Annotated in this window: 21 protein-coding genes and 1 tRNA gene; 10 read left to right on the top strand and 12 right to left on the bottom strand. The window is 57.6% G+C overall.

Features of this window, described 5'->3' with window-relative positions; genetic code table 11:
- The first annotated feature begins 293 nt into the window (after positions 1 to 293).
- The 7 genes from NZ705_02430 to NZ705_02460 all read left to right on the top strand — a co-directional run bounded on the left by NZ705_02430 (position 294) and on the right by NZ705_02460 (position 3,844).
- A complete protein-coding gene (locus NZ705_02430; protein ID MCS7291816.1) occupies positions 294 to 1,019 on the top strand; it encodes a 4-vinyl reductase in 726 nt (241 codons plus the stop codon).
- On the top strand, positions 1,004 to 1,216 hold the full coding sequence (locus NZ705_02435) for a hypothetical protein (protein ID MCS7291817.1): 213 nt from the start codon (positions 1,004 to 1,006) through the stop codon (positions 1,214 to 1,216). The genes NZ705_02430 and NZ705_02435 overlap by 16 nt, the downstream gene beginning before the upstream one ends.
- A 4-nt stretch (positions 1,217 to 1,220) precedes the next feature.
- Positions 1,221 to 1,658 carry a hypothetical protein gene (locus tag NZ705_02440; GenBank protein MCS7291818.1) on the top strand — a complete coding sequence of 146 codons (438 nt, stop codon included), beginning with the start codon at positions 1,221 to 1,223 and terminating at the stop codon, positions 1,656 to 1,658.
- Between the two features lie 18 nt (positions 1,659 to 1,676).
- On the top strand, positions 1,677 to 2,327 hold the full coding sequence (locus tag NZ705_02445) for a 4-vinyl reductase (GenBank protein MCS7291819.1): 651 nt from the start codon (positions 1,677 to 1,679) through the stop codon (positions 2,325 to 2,327).
- 3 nt (positions 2,328 to 2,330) lie between these two features.
- Positions 2,331 to 2,825, top strand: a complete 495-nt coding sequence (locus NZ705_02450; GenBank protein MCS7291820.1) for a 2Fe-2S iron-sulfur cluster-binding protein — start codon at positions 2,331 to 2,333, stop codon at positions 2,823 to 2,825.
- Between the two features lie 24 nt (positions 2,826 to 2,849).
- Positions 2,850 to 3,320 (top strand): hypothetical protein, encoded by a 471-nt coding sequence (locus tag NZ705_02455; protein ID MCS7291821.1) that lies wholly within the window; start codon positions 2,850 to 2,852, stop codon positions 3,318 to 3,320.
- A 209-nt stretch (positions 3,321 to 3,529) separates the two neighbouring features.
- On the top strand, positions 3,530 to 3,844 hold the full coding sequence (locus NZ705_02460; protein MCS7291822.1) for a hypothetical protein: 315 nt from the start codon (positions 3,530 to 3,532) through the stop codon (positions 3,842 to 3,844).
- On the opposite strand, the gene NZ705_02465 is transcribed toward NZ705_02460, so the two are convergent.
- Positions 3,845 to 3,917: transfer RNA gene (locus NZ705_02465), tRNA-His, on the bottom strand.
- 79 nt (positions 3,918 to 3,996) lie between these two features.
- On the opposite strand from NZ705_02465, the gene dacB reads away from it, so the two are divergent.
- A complete protein-coding gene (dacB, locus tag NZ705_02470) occupies positions 3,997 to 5,574 on the top strand; it encodes a D-alanyl-D-alanine carboxypeptidase/D-alanyl-D-alanine-endopeptidase (GenBank protein MCS7291823.1) in 1,578 nt (525 codons plus the stop codon).
- 38 nt (positions 5,575 to 5,612) lie between these two features.
- On the opposite strand, the gene NZ705_02475 is transcribed toward dacB, so the two are convergent.
- The 4 genes from NZ705_02475 to NZ705_02490 all read right to left on the bottom strand — a co-directional run bounded on the left by NZ705_02475 (position 5,613) and on the right by NZ705_02490 (position 10,949).
- The gene (locus tag NZ705_02475) at positions 5,613 to 7,739 is read right to left on the bottom strand and encodes a glycosyltransferase (protein MCS7291824.1); all 2,127 of its coding nucleotides are present in this window, start codon (positions 7,737 to 7,739) and stop codon (positions 5,613 to 5,615) included.
- Positions 7,739 to 9,043, bottom strand: coding sequence for an HlyD family secretion protein (locus NZ705_02480; protein MCS7291825.1), 1,305 nt, complete (start codon positions 9,041 to 9,043; stop codon positions 7,739 to 7,741). The genes NZ705_02475 and NZ705_02480 overlap by 1 nt, the downstream gene beginning before the upstream one ends.
- Positions 9,044 to 9,137: 94 nt before the next feature.
- Positions 9,138 to 10,466, bottom strand: coding sequence for a peptidoglycan DD-metalloendopeptidase family protein (locus NZ705_02485; GenBank protein ID MCS7291826.1), 1,329 nt, complete (start codon positions 10,464 to 10,466; stop codon positions 9,138 to 9,140).
- A gap of 231 nt (positions 10,467 to 10,697) precedes the next feature.
- Positions 10,698 to 10,949, bottom strand: coding sequence for a DNA-directed RNA polymerase subunit omega (locus NZ705_02490; protein MCS7291827.1), 252 nt, complete (start codon positions 10,947 to 10,949; stop codon positions 10,698 to 10,700).
- 127 nt (positions 10,950 to 11,076) lie between these two features.
- Here NZ705_02490 and NZ705_02495 point away from each other — a divergent pair, with 127 nt between their 5' ends.
- Together NZ705_02495 and NZ705_02500 are read left to right on the top strand one after the other, a co-directional pair.
- Positions 11,077 to 11,688 (top strand): shikimate kinase, encoded by a 612-nt coding sequence (locus tag NZ705_02495; GenBank protein ID MCS7291828.1) that lies wholly within the window; start codon positions 11,077 to 11,079, stop codon positions 11,686 to 11,688.
- 30 nt (positions 11,689 to 11,718) lie between these two features.
- Positions 11,719 to 12,912: a trypsin-like peptidase domain-containing protein gene (locus NZ705_02500; protein ID MCS7291829.1), complete on the top strand. Its 1,194-nt coding sequence runs from the start codon at positions 11,719 to 11,721 to the stop codon at positions 12,910 to 12,912.
- Positions 12,913 to 13,203: 291 nt separating this feature from the next.
- Here NZ705_02500 and NZ705_02505 read toward each other — a convergent pair whose 3' ends face one another.
- From NZ705_02505 to NZ705_02535, 7 genes are all read right to left on the bottom strand, one after another.
- On the bottom strand, positions 13,204 to 13,458 hold the full coding sequence (locus NZ705_02505; protein ID MCS7291830.1) for a FeoC-like transcriptional regulator: 255 nt from the start codon (positions 13,456 to 13,458) through the stop codon (positions 13,204 to 13,206).
- A 3-nt stretch (positions 13,459 to 13,461) separates the two neighbouring features.
- A complete protein-coding gene (gene feoB / locus NZ705_02510; protein MCS7291831.1) occupies positions 13,462 to 15,768 on the bottom strand; it encodes a Fe(2+) transporter permease subunit FeoB in 2,307 nt (768 codons plus the stop codon).
- Between the two features lie 2 nt (positions 15,769 to 15,770).
- Positions 15,771 to 16,355 (bottom strand): ferrous iron transport protein A, encoded by a 585-nt coding sequence (locus NZ705_02515; protein ID MCS7291832.1) that lies wholly within the window; start codon positions 16,353 to 16,355, stop codon positions 15,771 to 15,773.
- A gap of 77 nt (positions 16,356 to 16,432) precedes the next feature.
- Positions 16,433 to 17,437 carry a thiamine-phosphate kinase gene (thiL, locus tag NZ705_02520; protein MCS7291833.1) on the bottom strand — a complete coding sequence of 335 codons (1,005 nt, stop codon included), beginning with the start codon at positions 17,435 to 17,437 and terminating at the stop codon, positions 16,433 to 16,435.
- Entirely contained in the window at positions 17,428 to 18,024 is a 597-nt protein-coding gene (gene hisB, locus NZ705_02525; GenBank protein ID MCS7291834.1) for an imidazoleglycerol-phosphate dehydratase HisB, read from the bottom strand. The genes thiL and hisB overlap by 10 nt, the downstream gene beginning before the upstream one ends.
- Positions 18,003 to 18,869 carry a metal ABC transporter permease gene (locus tag NZ705_02530; GenBank protein MCS7291835.1) on the bottom strand — a complete coding sequence of 289 codons (867 nt, stop codon included), beginning with the start codon at positions 18,867 to 18,869 and terminating at the stop codon, positions 18,003 to 18,005. The genes hisB and NZ705_02530 overlap by 22 nt, the downstream gene beginning before the upstream one ends.
- Before the next feature lie 163 nt (positions 18,870 to 19,032).
- On the bottom strand, positions 19,033 to 19,476 hold the full coding sequence (locus NZ705_02535; GenBank protein ID MCS7291836.1) for a DUF3592 domain-containing protein: 444 nt from the start codon (positions 19,474 to 19,476) through the stop codon (positions 19,033 to 19,035).
- Positions 19,477 to 20,043 lie beyond the last annotated feature (567 nt).

Below are 20,043 nucleotides of genomic sequence, written 5' to 3' on the forward strand. Positions count from 1 at the left end.
AGTAATTCTTTGATTGAACTCTCCGCAAAACTACTCGTCAGACAGTAGCACATTTCTCAATTTCCGTGATATTGCATAATTTTTTAACAAATATCACAAATCAAGCCAGTTTTTGGGTAAAGGTTTTAGAATTTGTGTGTAGAAAAATCAGGCATTTTGATGAGGCTGACGCCTGGATCATCGGATGCCCAGTTCGATCAGAATGCCATAGTCGTTTGCTTCTGATCGCAGTGGGGATTCGGCCCCATGATTTTTCATTTCACTTATATCCCGTGCATGGGGGAGATAGTTGTATGACGAAAACAGCAGCAGGTTCGTCGGAACTGAATGCCCTGTGGGGGGAACCGACATCACCAACGTCCCTATTTGATAAAAACCGGCACAATCATTACGACTTGACCACGTTTTTCCGTTGGGATTTAGCCCAAGGAACGGTCACCGATTGGAATGGGGCGGTGAATTTTTTTGCCAGTGAAGATTTGATCACCGGACTCATGGACGGCCTGACGGAAGAGGTGGGGGACGCAGCGCCGGTCGTGTTGTATCAAATTGGGCGGCAATGGGGCGCGCTGGATGGGCAAGCCTTTGACCGCTGGTTTACCGAGGAATTTCAGCGTCCGGTGCGCCAGACGAATCTATTGTTTTTGCTGGAAACCTGGTGGTGGCCCTTTACAGCCCAGGGCTGGGGTCGCTGGGAAATTGACCTATCGCTGCAAAAGCAGGGGTTTTTGTTGCTGAATATCTTTGATTCGGCGATTGCTCGCACGCTGGGGGTGGTTGGCAAGCCTGTGTGTCATCTGTACGCGGGACTGTTTGCTGGGTTTTTGAGTCATCTGGTGAGCCAAGTGCTAGAGTGCGCCGAAATCCAGTGCTACTCGATGGGTGCCACCTATTGCCGGTTTGTGGTGGGCAAAGCCGCTGCAATCCAACCAGTTCACGCTTGGGTCAACCAGGGCTTGGGCGTGCGCGAGATTGAAAAACGGCTCGCGGGAGGACAGGCGCTATGTCCCACGACTTGACCATGCCGGTGCGGTTGTTTTTCCAGCAGTTTCCCTGGCAAGGAGTTGCGCTTGCCAACGGTCACTCCAGCTTGCCCTTGGATTTGCACCTGACGGTGACCCAATTTTGGCAACAGTGGCCCTGGCAAGGCGGGGGTGATTGGGCGGAAACTACGGTGCCCACTTTGGCGGAATGGATGATGTGCTTGGGGGTCTAGCGCGATGAATGCAACGGTTTTGAGGTTACTGAACACGGCAGAACAACGGTATTTGGACGCGGCGGAACAGCAGCAGTTATGGCAGCAGTTGCAGGGGATGAGCCAGCGCTTGGCGGTCTATGAGCAATTGCGCAGCCAAGAAGCGCAGATTTTTCGGCCAGTGGCGCGGCAAATGCCCACCGTGGATGAGGCAACTGCGACCAGCGTTCTGCGGGATTGGGTAGGGGCCTTGCGCGGCGCAGCGCTCGCCATGGTGTTGGACAGTCCTGAGACCTTTGACCAGCGGGTAGGCCAGTGGTTGCAATCCCGTCCCCGGCACCCGCTTCATGCCACCGTCGCGCAACTGTTGGAAGCCCAGTTGAAAACCGTACTGGGGGCGCAGGGGTGGTCGCTGTTATCTCCCTACTGGGAACAAGCCCGCCGTTGTTTGAGTAGCCATTGAACGCAGGAGAACGGAACCATGAACATTGAAGCCTTACTCCAGCAACCGGTGCCAGGAGATTATTTTGCGCCGGGGGTTTACGTACAGGGGGATTTGGAACTGGGCACCCTGAGCAATCGCCGGGGCAATCGGCTGCTGGCCATTCCCGAGTATCTGGTGCAGGGGATTTACCAGGGTTTAGCGCAGGAAATTGGCAAAGCATCGCCGCTGGTCTTGCAACGCTGTGGTCGGCGCTGGGGGCAACATTTGTTCGCTCGCCTGGCGGAGGAACTGGCGGAGTACTACGGCAAGCCGATTGGCGAACTCACCATGCAGGAATTGGTGTACTGCCTAACCCGCTGCTGGCAGGTGCATGGCTGGGGGCAGTTGCAATTTGACTGGCGTTATCGCCCCCACGGCTTTATCCATGTGCTGGTGCACCATTCGCCTTGGGTCCAGCCGGGTCAGGGCAACGGTCAACCCAGCGCCCATGTGGAGGTGGGATTGCTGGAGACCCTATTTCGACAACTGACCGGGCGGGAGGTAGCCTGCGTGCAAATCGCCTGCATTTCCCTGGGGCATGGCGCGAATCAATTCCTGATCGGCCTGCCGGAGCGGTTAAAAACTGTGCAAGAGCAGGTGGCCGCTGGGGTGGATGCAGCAACCATTCTGGCCCAGCTAGGGGGATAACCCATGACCTGGACGGTGCGCCTGGAACCGATTGGGGTTACTGCCACGCTCGCCGACGGTCAACCCTTGATTGAGGCGCTGGTGGAGCACGGGTTGCACGTGCTGCAGGAGTGTGGTCGCCGGGGAATGTGCGCAACCTGCCACGTCTATATCGAGCAGGGCATGGCGCAACTGAGTCCTAAAAATCGCCGGGAAGAACGCACCCTGGCTGTGGTGACCACCGCCCAACCCCATTCCCGCCTGGCTTGTCAAACCAAGGTGCTGGGCAACGGTGTAGTGGTGCGGGTGCCCCAGGGGATGTACGTGGATGTCATGGAGGACATCGAGGCCCTCATTGGCCGCCGCACCGAACAGGACCTGGTGCATCCGATTACGGGGGAAGTGCTAGTGGAAACTGGTAAACTCATCACCCGTTCCATCGTGGACCAGCTCCGGGCCACCCGCATCCAGGTCAGCGAGTATCTCAGACAAACCCGCGAAGCAAGTCTTTCGGACTAAATCAGACTCAATAGGAGGACAACCATGTTAACCGAACTGAACCACATCACCCTGCAAGCCGACGGTCGCTATGTCACGCCGGAAGAGTGGCAACCTGTCCAAACGTACCTGGCCCAACTGCGGCAACGCTTCAGCGCCTACAGCAAAATCCAGGCGGCTGCGGACCAGATTCTCCAGGAAGTGGAACGCCGGTTGCTGCAACGCGCTCCGCGCATCTTCCACAAGGGCCAGCGGGACATGAGCGCCATTTGTCGCCGCGACCGGGCCGACGTTTTGCGATACATTTGCGCCACCTTGTTAACCGGCGACATCACCGCCTACAAGCAACGCCTGCTGTGCTGGTTGCAAACGATTGCCCGTTCGTTCCAAGACCAGGTGGCCGCTCGCCAAACCTACGAGGTGCTGGGGGAAGTGCTCAAGGAAAAACTCCCGCCCCAGGAATTTGCCTTGGTGCGTCCGATTGTGGAGGTCACCGCCGAAATGTTGGGTAGTTGATATAAACGAGCCTGGCTACATCTTTTGGGTCCCAGGGCGAAACCTACCTTGGGGTTTCCTAAATCATTAAAACGGCTTGGCGATGACGGGCATAAAAAGAGCTTTTTTTCGCCATAAAGTAGCCGTAAATTTTCGTGAAATCTATAGCAATCTAATTCTTAAATCAATCTAAAATTGGGATAAAGTCGTGGATAGGTTGTGTGAGACCTATGAACAGGCTATCGGTCTTTTGTAAATACGTCATCCGTAAGATTTTGAGTAAATATCGGGGGCAAATGAAGTCGGTCTTGGTCAGCGGTGCTGGCCCAGAGATCACGACCACTTCTGATTTGGATACCGCGTTGATGGAGTTGTATTTAGAGGAACGGGCCGTGAACCAAGCGGTGGCCGAATTGGAACACTTAACCGAGGTGTATAAACGCTTGGAGGCTGAACCCTTGAGCCATCAACGGGAACTGGGTTTGATTGAAGGAAAAATTCTCTGGATTTTTGGGCTGAAATCGCTGGCTGATGTTGCTCATTGAGGCGACTGACGGGATTCGAACCCGCGAATCGAGGAGCCACAATCCTCTGCCTTAACCGCTTGGCTACAGCCGCCGTTTGCAACTATCCAACATATCAATTCTAGAGGAGACTCGGCAAGTTAAGGTTGGGCGTCATCCCGTTTTGCAGGCGGTTGAGCTATAAAATTTGGGAGATTGCCGCGTTGAGTCGCTGCAACGTGTGGATTGCCCAGGTGCCCACGCCAGTTCAACTGTGTTACTCGTCCCTGGCCCAAAGCCTGGATGCAATTCGCCAGCAACCGGAGTACCAACGGGCGCACTGGGGCGTTGTGGTGCAAACCCAGGAAACGCCGCCCCGTACTCTCTACGAACACCAAAGCCAGCAATTTTTTATCCCTGCTTCTACGACCAAACTATTGACCACAGCGGCGGCGCTGGTGGAACTCGGCCCAGACTATCGCTTGCGCACCACGGTCTATCAGCGAGGCCGACGACTCTATCTAGTGGGTCAGGGCGACCCCACCTTGACCACTTTGAAACTGCAACAACTGGTCCAAAGAATTCCACCTCAGCGACGTCGCACCTTCGATACAGTGGTGATTCACACGGGTTTTTTCCAGGGACCCACCTTCAACGACCAGTGGGAATGGCAAGACCTGTTGAACACCGATATTGTGCCCGTCAACAGCTTGATTCTCAACCGCAATGAAACCCATTTACGGTTAGTGGCCCAGGCGGTGGATAAACCCGCACAGGTGCAGTGGTCGGACCCGGTGGCGGGACGTTACTGGCAAGTGTTCAATCGCACCCGCAGCACCGCGACTCCCCAGCAACCGATTCAGATTTGGATTCCGCCGGGACTGCCGCAATTGCACCTGCGGGGGGATGTAGCCGGGTCATCGCTGGACTTCACCGTGCCCATCCTGGACACCGACCGCTATCTGGCGCAAACTCTGGCCCAGTTATTCCCCAACAAAAAAATCGAGATTCAATCCACACCGAGACCGGCAAACTTGGGAGACGCCCTTGCCATCGTGGAATCCCCACCTTTAGCGCAATTGATCACCCACATCAATCGCCGCAGCGACAATCTCTACGCCGAAGCGCTCCTGCGTCATCTGGGAGCGACTCGTCAGCCCCACATCGCCAGTGACCTAGCTGGGATTCAGGTGATACAAAAGGTGCTGGCTCGCCTGGGGGTCGATACCACCGGCGTGCGCCAGGCCGATGGCTCCGGTTTATCGCGCCACAACCGGGTGACTCCCCTGGCGTTGGTACAACTGCTCCAAGCGCTGGCTGTTTCCCCCTGGCACCAGGTCTATCGGGATTCGTTGGCCGTGCCGGGACTCCCAGGTACCCTGCGCCGCCGTTATACCTATACTGACATCCAGCTCCAGGCCAAAACCGGCACGCTGTCTGGTGTTGCCGCCCTAGCGGGCTATCTCTACCCTCGCCGGCGCCCGCCCCTGGTGTTTGCCATTATCGTGAATCAATCGGAACAGCCCGCCAGCGTCCTACGGCGTGGGATTGACCAGATGGTCATGGCGCTGTATCGCTGGGCGGAAACGGTCTCGCCGGACGAGTGGGACAACTGCCCTATGTCCGCTCCAGTTGCTGCAGGGGCCTTTCCCGAACCAGCGCCGGCTCTTGTCCTGGGCCGCAGGGCGTCGTACCGCTTTCCGACAAACTCAAGTGGTTTAGCCCTATCTCAGCTAGGCAGTCAGGTTGGTCTGGCTCGCGCCTCGCAGTGACCCTCAACGCCCCTTGGGCGGCACGTTTAGCGCCATCATCAAACTTCCGCCAGCGGATGGAGCCGTAACACACTGGTCACCATTGCCCACAGGGTCTTGAACTCCGGCACTTTCACCTCGCGCCACTGGTAGGGCTGGCAATAGAGATGGGGAATCAGTCGTCGCAGCGCCGCCAGCGGCATCTCCAGAAACGTTACCTGCACCTGGGATCCTTGAGCATCAACCTGCACTGGCAAACTCAGCCCCGCTAACGGGCTCGGTTGCACAAAGGTCAAACGCCCTCGGGCCAAGACCTGGCTGGGAGCGTCCGGCAGGACCAGCACCGCACCGCCTTCCGACAACGCCAGGGTTTCTCCCGTCCACACGTGACCCGCCACCGCCAATTGACAGGCCTCGCGCCGGTTAAACCAGGGATAGGGCGCTTGAGGAACGTCAATCGCTGCCAGGACACAGACCGTCAGTAACATCAGGTTGTAGGTTGCCCACAGAAGGTTGACGATGTAGCTATCGGGATTGACCGCTACGGTTGTCCACCCGAGTACCGGGCGCAGGAGACCCAAAACCGACAACCCCATGAGCACCAACAAGGGCCCCGCTATCCGCCAATTCACCTGGATGCGGTCTGGGTTCCTGTTTCCCTTGGGTGTGACCTTGAACGGCTTGTTGTAGGGAGCCAGCAACGTCTTGAGCACTGTCAGGGACATCGGCAAACATATGAGAGTCTCATAGACGTCCGACCAAAAGACAGAACGCCGGTTTTCGGTCAACCAGGAAAAACACATCACCCCACTGATGTAGTAGGGCAGGTAGAAAAAAATCAGCTCGTCAACCGTCGCCCGCAGCGGTGGAATATCCAGCAGCAAGTAGGCCAACGGCGCTAGGAGAAACACCAGCCGGCACAGGGATAAAAACCAGTACAGGAACCCCAGGGCATGGGAAAAACGCTGACCCCACCGCAGCCCCGGCATAGTCAAAACATTCGCTCCCAAAAACAACAGTTGCAGCGTGCCTTGACCCCATCGCAGTCGTTGGTCGATAAACGCTCCTATCGTCTCTGGTGCCAGTCCCGCTGACAGGGCCTCGTTGAGGTATTTGACCCGGTAGCCCCGCGCCTGCAATTGCAAGCTCAGGAAGTAATCCTCGGTAATGCTGCCGGTGGGAATACCGCCAATCTCGTCAAGAACGCTACGGCGCACCACAAAACAGGTCCCGCAGCAAATGACCGCATCCCACCAATCCCGGCTCGGCTGGATGTAGCGGAAAAACAGAGTTTGCTCGTTACTGACAATCCCCTCCAGCCCCAAATTCACCGAGATAGGGTCTTCGTTGAAGAAGTTTTGGGGGGTTTGCACCAGCGCCGTCTGGGGGTCTTGGAAAAAGCCCACCGTGCGCTCCAGAAAATTGCGACTGGGGACAAAATCGGCATCGAAAACGGCCACCAATTCCCCGTGAATCGTGGGCAAGGCGTGGTTGAGATTGCCCGCTTTGGCGTGGCGATTGTCGGGGCGGTCTCGGTAGCCGCATCCCAGTTGCTGGGCCAGCTTTTTGACCTCGGGACGTCGGCCATCATCCAGCAAGTAAACCCGTTTGTGGGGGTAATCCATCGCCTGGCAACCGATAACCGTGCGGCGTAGGATGTCCACACTCTCGTTGTAGGTAGGGATGAGCACATCGACCCAGGGCAGATAGGTACCCTCCAGAACTGCCCGGCTCCAGCGGTCCGCCTCTCGTGACCGGTCCACCTGGAAGAGGTGATGCAGATAAAACAGCACCGTGTTGAGCAGGTTTACTGCCTCAGCAGCAAAAAGTGCCAGGGAAACCGCCGCCGTTGCCCCATTATCCCAATTGAGGGTGGCAAACCCCCGCCACAGCAAGTAGCGCAGTCCCCAGAACGCCGTAATGCCGCCGACCACCGCCCGGCTGAAGACATTGGGCGTCGGAGACAGTTCCTTGAGCACCACGGTCAAGGCCAACCAGAGAAGCGCCGGGAGCGCCAGCGCCTGCAACGTCGTTTTCCAAGGGCGAAAGGTGGCCCGACCCCAGACCCACAGGTCTAAAACGGCCGTTCGCACCGCCACCGTATCCACTTGCGATAACCCGAGCACCACCAGGGCAGCAAGCCCCAGCCCCAGCACCCAGGCATCCAGTGACCACCGCCTTTTCACTACGCTCCTTCTGTGAGAAATTCCACCTCGACGCGCTGCCCAACCCCACAAAACCGGCCAGTGCGTTCTTGCAGACGCCAGGGGTCCGTCAGTTCCACCTGAACCTCGAGTTCATTGCGCACCAGTTCGGGGGGAGGCACAGCCACGTCAACGCCAACCGTCACCTGGCCCGGTCCTCCGCGGATGGCTCGCACCCAACCCGGCAAAACCCAGTGAGTGCCGTCGAGAAAACGAATGATAGCCCGCTGGCCCAGGAATAGCCGGTGGTTGGCCCGCTCCGCCACCAGGGCGCTCACCCACACCTGCTCGCAGTTCAACAGTTGCAGTAGCGGTGTCCCCGCCTCGACATGTGTGCCCAGTTCCCCCGTGCGCAGTCCCACCGACCAAACCACCGTTGCCGCCGGGCTGCGGAGTGTCGCAGACCGCACTAATTGCAACTGCCGTTCGGTTTTGCGGATTTCTTGACGTAGGTTGTGGAGGGTGGTCTCGAGTTGTCGCTGCTCCTGCTCCAAATCGGTGATTTCCTGGCTCAGGTCCAGCAGCCGGATGGCTGGGAAACTAAACGTCCGAGCCGAGTCCAGTTGCAAGCCTTTCTTGATGGCCTGCAAGCTGGCCCACTGCCGCTGTACGTCGGCTTGGCGGTTAGCCACCTGTTCCTGAGCCAGCCGCAGCTCCGTCCGGGCCTGGTCCACCCGCTGCTGGGGAATCGCTCCTTCCCGCGCTAGCGCCGTCACCCGTTCCAATTCCTGTTGGGCAAAAGCCAACTGAGCCTGCGCCGCCCGTAGCTCACTGCGACTGCGTTCCAGGGCCGCTTGGAAAAATTCCACATCCAAGGCCGACTGCTGGCGGGATTTTTGGGTGAGCAAGGCGTAGGTCTGTTGCCGCTGGGCCAGCCGCCGACCCAGACTCCGGTACTGCTGTTCCGCCAGACGCAACCGGCTGCGGAGATGTTGCAACTCGATTTCCAGTTGGGCGTTGCGCTCGTTGGTAATAACACCGATAACCGCTCCCTGGGGCAACGACATCCCCGGCTGTAAGGGTTCCAACCGCAGGGTACCTGTGATAGGCGCGTGAACCGTAATCACCTCGGCGTTGACATAACCCACCCGGCTGGTCACCCGCGTCAGTCGTTGCCAGCCCAGCCCGACCGCCAACCCCAGCAATCCCATCCCTAGGATTAACCGGAGCGCCCGGAACCAGCGCTGCCGGCGTTGCCCAGCTTCTTGAGGCTTAAGCGGGGAAGGGGGTGGCAAAGGGCCACTCAGCCATCGGCCTGGCAGCAGATGGAGGGACCGGCGGTTCATGTTCCCTGCCAAATTCCCATTGCTTCTACAGGGCCAGTGTAAAACCCTATAGCCGTTAGAATGTCAAGGGGTTGTGCCTTGGAAAACTCCCGGACTAGGAGGCCAACCGTTCCCGGTTTTGCTGGGCGTACATTTCTCGCAGGACAACCGCCGGGTCAATCCAACGCCCATCGTGGCGTAACCCCCAGTGCAGATGGGGTCCCGTGGTGCGTCCTGTCATACCCACCCGCCCAATGCGCATCCCGGCGGTCACCCATTGCCCCTGGCGAATGTTCAAACCGCTGGAGGGGTCGAGCAGATAAACCCCCTGGCTGTCGCGCGCCGCCCGGCCCCGCAGGTGGCAGTAAATATGCTCCCAGCGGCCTGACCGGATGACGATGCCCGTCCCACAGGCGGGGTCATTGAAAATATCCACAATCCGCCCGTCCCACCAACTACGGACGTAGCTGCCTTCGGGAGCCGCCAAGTCCAGGCCGTAGTGAAAGCCTCGGCCACGGGGACCAAAGGGAGATGTATAGGCTTGGAAGTTTTCCACTGGGAAGGACCCCAACGCCCAGGATTGGGGCTGCATCTCTGGACGCAGGAGGGCGACCGGTTGAGGGTCGGAGGCAATGCCCCATTTGTCCGGCGCGGTCACCGCCTCGGCCAAGGGCGGAAGGTCCCCTCCGCGTGCCAGCAGGATACCGCCCAAGCGGCCCACTTGCTGCACATGGGCTTGCCATTGGGTGTGGCCTGGCTGCACCTGCAAGATTACCCGGGTCACTGGCGGTTGTTGGGCAATCTGCACCAAACGTAGATTTTGCACTCCCAGTCGCGCCAGCTCCGGCAAGGGCTGTGGTTGGTAGCTCGGCGACAGGGCTGTATTGCCCAGATCAATCCACACCTGGCGGTTGTCAGGGCTGCGTTGCACCCGCGTCCCGCCACTGCGTCCATAGGTTTGCAGAAAAATACCGGCCTCAGTGACCCGCACCCCCTGCACAAGGGCTTTGGTTCTGCTGGCGAGGCCGAATTCCGGCATCCCTGGCGCTGCGGCGACCACTCCGCTCGGCAACTGGACCCGCCACCGTCCCTCGCCTAGGGCTTCCACCTGAACGTCTTGGGCCGAGAAGGTGACACCCGGATGGAACTCCACCACCACCCGTGTCGTTGTCTCGTCAAACTGGGCGACCCGCACCTGGCGAACTTGCCCGCGTTGCCAGCTCTGGCTGTCCCGTCCCAGTGACCAGAGCGTGTGCGGTAAATCAATCACCACCCGCAGCGGTTGGGAGAGAATCTGGACGCGCGGCTGGATGGCGCCCTCGGTTCTCAGTTCTAAAACGTAGGTATCCGGGTTGAAGTGCCACTGTTGCAGACGCGCAGCATGGGTGGGCACGGCCAGCAACGAAAACCCCACTGTACCCGGAGCGAGCCAGGTCACTTTCATAACGTGCGTCTCCTGTTGAGAAGCTACTTGCCGTGTGAGAAGCCTGTCGGTCGCAGAGTTACCCAGCAGTTTACCACAGGCGCCCCAGGACACCAGGCCATTGATAAAAAAGTCTTATCAAAAAAAAGGCCGGTTCTGGCACCGCCACCCCGGCTTCTGCGTCTGTCCTCAATCCTCTCTAGGTTTAGACCGGGACGCCAGGCCAGCGGTTCAATCGGTCAGCAAAATTTTTTAGTTCAGGGGTTCGGTCAGGGTTTCGCCCCCCACCAGTTCTGGTTTGAGTTTCTCTGCCATCTCGATAATCGCCCGGATCACCGGTTTGTTGAAGGGGTCCTCCAGGGCGTCCAGGTCCTCATAACGACAGCGTTTTGCGCACAGAGCAACCTGGTGCGTGATCTCGTAGCGGTTCCGCGCATCCCGCAACAACTCCTCCGTGCGGAACAGGATTTCAACCGGGTCAATGCGGTGACGGCGTTGCATCATGCGACTGCGGTGAGCCATAGCGAGTATTGCCATCTTAAACCAGCCACTTCGTCAGTTTAACTGAGAGCGGCTCCAGACTGGCACCGTGGATTATCATGGCGTTGCAAGGCGTCAGGCAGTTGGGCTGATGGCGATAGATCCGTCGTTGGTTGAGCAAGCACGCCGCCAGCTAGGGGGCGTGACTGTGTTTTTAGTAGGGATGATGGGCTGCGGCAAAAGCACCACTGGCAAATTCCTGGCCCGCCAGTTGAAGTATGGGTTTAGCGATACCGACCAGTTGATCGCCCAGGTGACGGGGCGCTCGATACCGGCGCTGTTTGCCGAGGGCGGCGAGGGCGAGTTTCGTCGATGGGAAACCCAGGTGCTGGCGGAAGTCGCCAGTTACACCCGCCTAGTGGTGGCGACAGGAGGCGGCGTCGTGACCCGGCCCTTGAACTGGAGTTACTTGCATCACGGGGTGGTGGTATGGCTAGACGCGCCGGTGGAGGTGTTGGTGCAACGCTTGCACCAGCGGCAGGACCGTCCTCTGTTGGCCCAAGCGGCGACTCCCGAGCAACTGCACCAGCGGTTACAGGAGTTGCTGGCTCAGCGGCGGCCCTACTATGCCCAGGCGGACGTGCAGGTGAAAGTCACGGCGCAGATGACGGTAGGACAGGTGACGCAGGCGGTGTTGCAGGGCATTGTGGGGAACACTCACCCTCATCGTCAGTCATTCCAAACAGCCGCAGAAATAGAATAAAGAATGACAAGGCGAGTCCGGGGGATGGTTATGCGACCCAAAGCATGGTTTCAGTTGCTCACCCATGCCTTAGCGGTCCTGGTTGGCGTGGTGGTTACAGTTATCGGGTTTCACACCTTGCCTTCCCAAGCGGACCCGCTGGACCAGGTGGTGGCCAATTCGCCGGTGGCTTTGACAGGGAGCGCTCGACCAACCCCGAGTAACTTTGTAGCGGCGGCGGTGCAGAAGGTGGGACCAGCGGTAGTGCGGATCGACACTGAACGAACCGTCAGCTTGGCGATTGACCCCTTCTTTGACGACCCCTTTTTCCGGCGCTTTTTCGGCGAGTTCAACATCCCCCGGGAACGGACCGAGCGTGGCCAAGGCTCCGGTTTTATCATTGACAAAAACGGCACCATTCTCACCAATGCCCACGTGGTGGAGGGGGCGCAGCGGGTGACGGTGACTCTAACGGATGGGCGGCGCTTGGCCGCGCGGGTGCGGGGGACAGACGAGGTGACGGATTTAGCTGTGTTAAAGCTGGAGAACCCGCCGAGTAATTTGCCTGTGGCGCCCCTAGGGGATTCCAGCAAGTTGCAGGTGGGGGACTGGGCGATTGCGGTGGGAAACCCCTTGGGACTGGACAACACGGTGACGCTTGGCATCATCAGCAATTTGCGCCGCACTAGCTCGGAGGTGGGGATTCCTGACAAGCGGCTGAACTTTATCCAGACCGACGCAGCCATCAACCCTGGCAATTCGGGGGGTCCCCTGCTCAACGCCAACGGGGAAGTCATTGGCATCAACACGGCGATCCGGGCGGGTGCTGAAGGGATTGGCTTTGCGATTCCAGTGGACCTGGCTAAAAAGATTGCCCCGATCCTGGCGGAGGGCAAAACAGTGCCCCATCCCTACATCGGGGTGACCATGAGCACCTTGACGCCGGAGTTGGCGCGCCAAATCAACAGCGACCCCAACAGCCTGATGCAGGTGCCCGAGATCAATGGGGTGATTATCCGGCAGGTGTTGCCCCGGAGTCCGGCAGCGGAAGCCGGCCTGCGTCGCGGCGATGTGATTGTCGAAGTCGAAGGACAAAAGATTACCAAGGCGGAAGACCTGCAACGGGTCATTGAACAGAGCCAGGTGGGTCAACGCTTGCAAATGCGTATCCGGCGCGGCGACCAGACCCTGAGCCTGACCGTCCGCACGGGGGACCGCAAGCAGGTGCTCGGCCAACAACGGTGATGGTTAGCGGCTGAGCTGTCTGTGCTTGTGCAGGGCCTGACTTCAACATGGGTTTTATAGCTGGGCCATCTATGGTTATCAGCTTTTGGGTCGCAAGGCGCAGCGATTATCCCTCTGGCAAGCTAAAGTGGCTTGGCTATAAAGCAGCCTATAGCCGAGCCATCTATGGTTGTCAGCCCTTGGGTCCCAGAGCACGGCCCCGCCTTTGGGTTTTCTCCCTTGTCCCCTGACAAACTAAAGCAGCTTAGCTATAGCTATGCAACGTAGTGCTGCAACAGCACTCAACAGGATTCAAAGTTGATTTACTCGTTCAAATGCCGGGTTATTGTTCTCCTGAGCGATATAAGTGTAAGTTTCCAATTCTTCTGGGCGACAGGCAAAACAGCCGCCGCACCCAGAACGCTTCTCAATGCGCACCCGCCCTTTGCGCGCCAGTAACTCGACCATCGGTCGCACGGTGTCGGGGTCGCTTCCTAATTTTTGCGCCAAAACCGCCAGGGTCATCGGGCTATGGCGTTGCAAAAGGGTCTGAATCCGCTGTAACATTGGTCATCCGCTCCCAAACCGCATCTGTGTTCGCCAGCGCCGCCGCCCTGCTCTCGCCATTCCCCATAGCACAGCGATGAACACCAGCGCCAAACCTCCTAGCCATAGAGTGGAAAACAGGGGATGTTGCCTCCAGGTCATCAGTTGGTAGTAGCCCGTCGCTGTCCAGTACGCCAGCCCCGTTGTCCACAGAGCAATAAAAACCGTCCAGCCCAGGTTGGTTTCCCGATAGACCGAGGCGGTGGCCGATACGCAGGGGAAATAAAACAGCACAAACAGCAGAAAGGCAAACGCCGCAACCGGTGTCCCAAATCGCAACGCCATTTGACCGAAAGTGGTGGCGTGAACTTCCTGAGCCTCAGCCGCCGCCTCTGGGTTTTCTGTATCGGCCAGAATCCCCAAGCCCAGCGGGTCAAGTAGTTGTTTCCCAACTTCAGAGAGATTGGCAGGAATGGTCGCCACCGCCGCCTGGAGTTTCGCCAGCAAATTGAACGGTTCTTCGGGTTCTGCTGGTTCACCTGCTTCCGCTTGCGCCAGTTGGGTGTAGAGATTGTCCATGGTCCCCACCATGACTTCCTTGGCAAACATGCCGGTGAAAATGCCCACCGTCGCCGGCCAGTTTTCTGCCTGGATGCCCATGGGGGTAAAGACCGGTGTAATCCCCCGGCCAATGGCTGCTAGCAGTGAATCGGGCCGGTTTTGTTTCCCGAAGGAGCCATCCACCCCCACCGAATTCAGCAGGCCCAGAATTATCACCATCAGCACAATCATCCGTCCCGCCCGCCAGATAAACGCCTTGAGCCGTTCCCACGCCCGCAACAAGACCCCGGTCAGCGACGGCACATGATACGGGGGCAACTCCAGCACAAACGGCGTCACCGGCCCAGGTAACAGCGTTTTCTTGAGCAACAGCGCAGTAAAAATCGCCGCCCCAATCCCCAGGCTGTACATCACAAACACCACATTTTGAGCGTTGCGGGGGAAAAAGGCGGCGCAGATCAGGGCATAGACGGGTAAACGCGCCCCGCAGGACATGAAGTGGTTAATCAACGCCGCTAGCAACCGGTCCTGAGCATTCTCCAGCGTCCGCGTCGCCATGATTCCTGGAATGTTGCAGCCAAACCCCACCAACATGGGGACAAACGCCTTGCCCGGCAGGCCAATCCAGCGCATGATCCGGTCCATGACAAACGCCGCCCGCGCCATGTAACCTGAGTCCTCCAGGATGGCCAGGTACACAAACAGCAACCCAATTTGGGGAATAAAGGTGGATGTCGTTTGAATCCCGCCGCCCACCCCATCGGCGAGTAAACCAATCAACCACCCCGGCGCTTGCCAGGACTCCAAAATATGGGCCACTCCCTCTACAAACACAGCTCCCACAGCTTGGTCAAAGAAATCAATAAATGCGCCCCCCACATTGATGGAAAACCAAAACATTACGTACATGATGGTCAGGAAAAGGGGAATGCCCAGCCAGCGATTCAGCACCCAGCGGTCTATCGCATCGGAAACGGTTTGATGCACCACCCCGGCACGGCTCACCGCCTGTTCCACCACCTGGCGAATCCACTCGTAGCGGGCATCGGCAATGATTAAATCCAGGTCATCAGCCAGCGTTTGCCGCAGTTGTGATTGCCAGCGCGCCAGCGCCTCGTGAACCGGCACGGTCCATCCATCCCCCGCCCCAAATTGCAACAAATGTAGCGCGTGCCAGCGCCGGGCGTTTTCTCCTAGCTGGGGCAGTAGGTCTTGCAGCGCGCGTTGAATATCGGGGGGATAAGTCACCTGAGCGTTGGGCAGTTCGGGATGGACTAGCCCATAATCAATGACCTGTTTCAACAGGGGAATCCCCTGGCCGCGATGGGCACACAGGGGCACGACCGGACACCCTAGTAAGTGACTCAACTGCTGCACATCAATTTGCAACTGTCGCCGCCGCGCCACATCCATCATGTTTAGAGCCAGCACCAGGGGTACGCCCATCTCCAGAAGCTGGGTGGTTAAGTACAAATTGCGCTCCAAGTTCGCGGCATCCAGAATGTTCACCACCAGTTGGGCCTCTCCCGAGAGCAGATAATTGCGGGCGATCTGTTCATCCAACCCGATGGTGGTGTCGGTCACATCTAGGGAATAAATCCCCGGCAAATCTACCACCGTCACCGTGCGCCCACCAAAGTGATAGGTCCCTTCTTTGCGTTCAACCGTTACCCCCGGCCAGTTGCCGACTCGCTGCCGCGCTCCGGTCAGGGCGTTAAACACCGTGGTTTTTCCGCAGTTGGGATTCCCCACCAAGGCAATTGTTGCCATCGCTACACCGGCTCCACTACCAGGGCATCTGCTTCCCCCTTACGCAGGCTCAGGGCAAATCCTCGCACCAGAATTTCTGTGGGGTCTCCCAGGGGCGCATGGCGTTTCACTTCCAAAACCGTCCCCGGCGTTAACCCCATTGCCAGCAGCTTGCGCTTGTAATCCCCCGCCGCTGGTGCGTATCCCACCACCCGCAAGCGCGCTCCCACCGTTGCCTCCCGCAGTTTCATCGGTTTTCCGCTCCCTGCATAGGGTACAACTGCTATTTGTTGCGCTAGTTCTGCCCCTAGCCCCAACCGTTGCCCATCCAGCGCCACCACTACTGACCCCGATGGCAAACGACTAGCGATTTCCACCACAACCCCCGGCACTAATCCCATGCTTAGCAGCTTGGCCTGAGATGGCCCCGGTAGGCCCTGAATCTGCACCCGTTCGCCTAGGGGCATGTCTGCTAATGTTTGCGAGAGATTCTTGTCTAACGGGGCTTCAGCCGTAGGGTCGTTGTGATAGGTAAACCCAGTATTGATCGCCTGGGAACGACCTTGATTTCGCCATTGCCTCCATCGCTCTCGCCAATGCAGTGCCATTGGTCACCAGCACTTATCGCTAATAATACTCATTATTAGTTCCAGGATAGAGCACTGGGCAGGGTGATAGGGGAGCCTTAACCGTTTCTTAAGTCTTGCTGCCTAGCGGGTGATGAACTCTGAAAATGCTGAAACCCCCCTGTCGGTTCGAGTGGTTTTTCTCCCCACCACACCTGGTCACCCGCGACGATTTCCCCCAAGTAATGGGCCGGCGGTCCCAATCGTTCCATCAACTGCTGCGCTACATCCGGCGCTAACGCCAACACCAGTTCAAAATCTTCACCGCCGTACCACAGCCAGGCTTCGGCCTGCTGGGGAAAGCATTTTTCCAACAACGGATGCACAGGAATATCGGTGCCCAATTTCGCCCCGACTTGACTAGCGCGACAGATTTGCCAGACCGCATCGGCCAACCCATCACTGGTGTCCATCCCAGCGGCCCGTCGAATCCCTAGTTCCCGTAGCGCTGTCACGACATCCAAGCGGGGCTGAGGCCGCCGGTGCGCTGCGACGAGCGGGGCAATTTCTGGCGCATCAATGCCGTTTTGAATCATCTCTAAACCCGCCCGCGATAGGCCGTGGTAGCCTGTTGCCACCAGCCAATCCCCCACCTGGGCTGTCGAACGTTGGATGCGTACATTGTCCAGCCAACCGACTGCGGTAATGCTGACGGAAACCACTGGTGAGCGCACGACATCGCCGCCCCAAATCACACCGCCGTAAGTCTGCAGGATTTCGCGCATCCCTGCGTAGAGTTCGTCCACCCAGGCGACTGGCAACGCAGGCGGCAATCCCAGCCCGACGGTGATCCCTAGGGGTTGGGCGCCCATCGCCGCCAGGTCGGAATAGTTAGCCGCCACCGACCGCCAGCCCACATCGGTTGCTGACATGGTGAGCACTGGCAATGGACTCAGGGGACTGCTGCTAAAATGCACCCCTTCGACCAGCACATCCGTCGTGATGACCAGTTCCTTGCCAGCCGGTGGGCAAAACCAGGCCGCATCATCGCCAATAATTTCCGCTGGGCAAAAGGCGTGCAACCGCTGCAATAATCCCGCTTCGCCGATGTCGCTTAGCCGCACAGGGAACCTTTGGAACTGGGAATTTGCCCCATCCGTCGCGGGTCGTAATCTACCGCCTGCCGCAGCGCCCGCGCAAACGCCTTAAACGTGGCTTCAATGATGTGGTGGGAGTTGATGCCCGCTAGTTGCCGGATGTGCAAGGTGATGGCGCTGTGATTGACCAACGCCACAAAAAACTCCCGCACCAGTTGGGTGTCGTAGGCGCCAACGCGCTGGGTGGGGATATGCAACCCGTAGCTCAAGTGGGGCCGCCCCGAGCAGTCCAACGCCACTTGGATCAACGCTTCATCCAACGGCGCCAGAAAATGCCCAAACCGGTGAATGCCTTTTTTATCTCCCAACGCCTGCGCCAGCGCCTGTCCCAGGGTAATACCCACATCTTCATTCGTGTGGTGGTCGTCAATGTGTAAATCCCCCTTGGCCTGCACCGTCAGGTCAAACAGTCCGTGCGCCGCCAACTGGTGCAACATGTGGTCCAGAAACGGAATCCCCGTATCCGCCTGGCATTGCCCTTGCCCGTCCAGATTCCAGGTCACCTGCACCTGGGTTTCCTGGGTTTGTCGCGCTACGGTGGCGATACGTTGCATGGGGCGTCGGTCGTCTCGTCTTTTTCCATCTTACGCCAGCGCCACCGTTGTCCCAGCACCGCCAGCACCAGCAACACCGTATTCGCTAGCACAATCAACGGCCCTGGCGGCAAGTTCAAGTAATAACTGCTGTAGACGCCTACCGTGCTACTGAGCACACCCACGCCTGCGCCAATAGCCATCATGCCCTGCAAATCGTTCGCCAGGACGTAGCCCACCAGCGCCGGTCCAACCATCAATGCCATCACCAAAATCACGCCCACCGCCTGCATACTGACGATGATGGTCAACGTCACGCCTACCAGCAGTCCCCAGCGCAACCATCGCACCGGCAATCCTAGGGCCTGGGCTCCGACTGGGTCAAAGGTGAGAAACAACAACGGTTGATAAAAGCGCACGAGCAAAACACTAATGACCGCTGCAACGATGAAGGTTTTGACAATATCCTGACCCGTCACACTCAACAAATTGCCGAACAAAAGATGTTCCAAATCTTGGCTGGGGCGCAACCAGCTAATGAGTAAAATTCCCAGGGCAAAAAAACTGGCAAAAGTGAACGCCATTGCTCCATCGACCTTCATGCGGGTCTGGTGTTGGAGCCAGTGGATCACCCCCGTGCTGAGCAATCCTGAGACCAGGGCGCCCCAGAGCGCATCAATCCCCAAAGCCAGCGAAAATGCTACACCAGGCAACACCGCATGGGCCATGACATCGGCAAGCAGAGCCATGCGTTGGACGACCAAAAACGCACCCACCAGTGGGCACAAACCGCCGGTGAGCACGCCCATGACTAGCGCCCTTTGCATGAATTGAAATTGCAGGGGTGCGGTGAGGATTTCCCACATGACGGAGCAGTGATGAGAATGGGTTTAAGTTTAAGGAATCAGGGTGTTCATGTCTATAGCTAAGCACAGAATGTTTGACATGAGTGACGGCTGAAATCCCTGAGCTGCCAACCCTAATTCCTGTCTGTCTGAGACAAACTGACTGTTTTTAGCTATAGTAAGCTCATCGCCCCGACCTCACAGGAGCCACTAGACCCATCACCAGGAAGAACAGGCCAAATCCGCCCCAAAACAACGGCCCAAGCCACAGCTCCAGAAAGTTATCGATGCGGGCATCGAAAGGGTCGTTCGGGTTGTAGAGTACTTCCACTATCTGGCCCAGGCGATAACGGGGCGGGTCGGAGCCAACCTTAGCTGTAAATCGCACTCGACGACCATTCGGCAAGCTGTACTCCACAACTGGATAATAGCTCAGCGAATAGGAGTATCTGCTTGCACGACGGCGGTCATCGATGTCTTCAGTTCGTCGGGACCAGCGCCGTTCTATGTCTACCACCTCGCCCCTGGTTTTGACTGCGCCTTGCAGAAATTGCCAAGTGCGGTGAGCATTCCACAAACCCACTCCTAGCAGCGCCAGGCCGATAAGGACAAACACTAGCCTAGCCATCCATATTACGGAATGAACCCTACCCCACGACTTTATGATAGAGCTAAGCTGCTTTTTTGTCAGAGAGAGAACGGGAAAACTAAGGATGAGTTTCACCCTACAACGCAGGGGATGACTAGGCTATATGGGTGCAGGGTCAACGAAAATTGACAAATCATTGCTACGGGGCTTGACTTTCCCTACTGATGCCATGGAAGGCTTCATAGCTTGGCATCTTACCAGTTTCAATCAGTTCAAAAAACTGAGATTCGTCTAGAAGTGGTACACCCTGTAACTTGGCTTGTTCAACTTTTTTTCGGCCCAGCATTTTCACCACAGCACAAAAAATTTAGGTCCTTTGTAACAGATGAGACCACTTTGAAATTATGGCTTTCTGCAATTCTAGAGAGTTCTTCTAAAGTATATTTTGGAACGATTATCCTTGGTTCTACTGCTTTTAGGTTTGGATATTGAATAGACGAGCTTCCAGGCCTCAGCTTCTGACAAAGCTTCTATTTCTTCCCTAGCTAGATCAGACTTAGCTAGGAGAATCATCCTGACTTTTTCACTTACCATGATGTAACCTTC

It is taken from the genome of Gloeomargarita sp. SKYB120 (assembly GCA_025062155.1).
GTDB lineage: Bacteria > Cyanobacteriota > Cyanobacteriia > Gloeomargaritales > Gloeomargaritaceae > Gloeomargarita.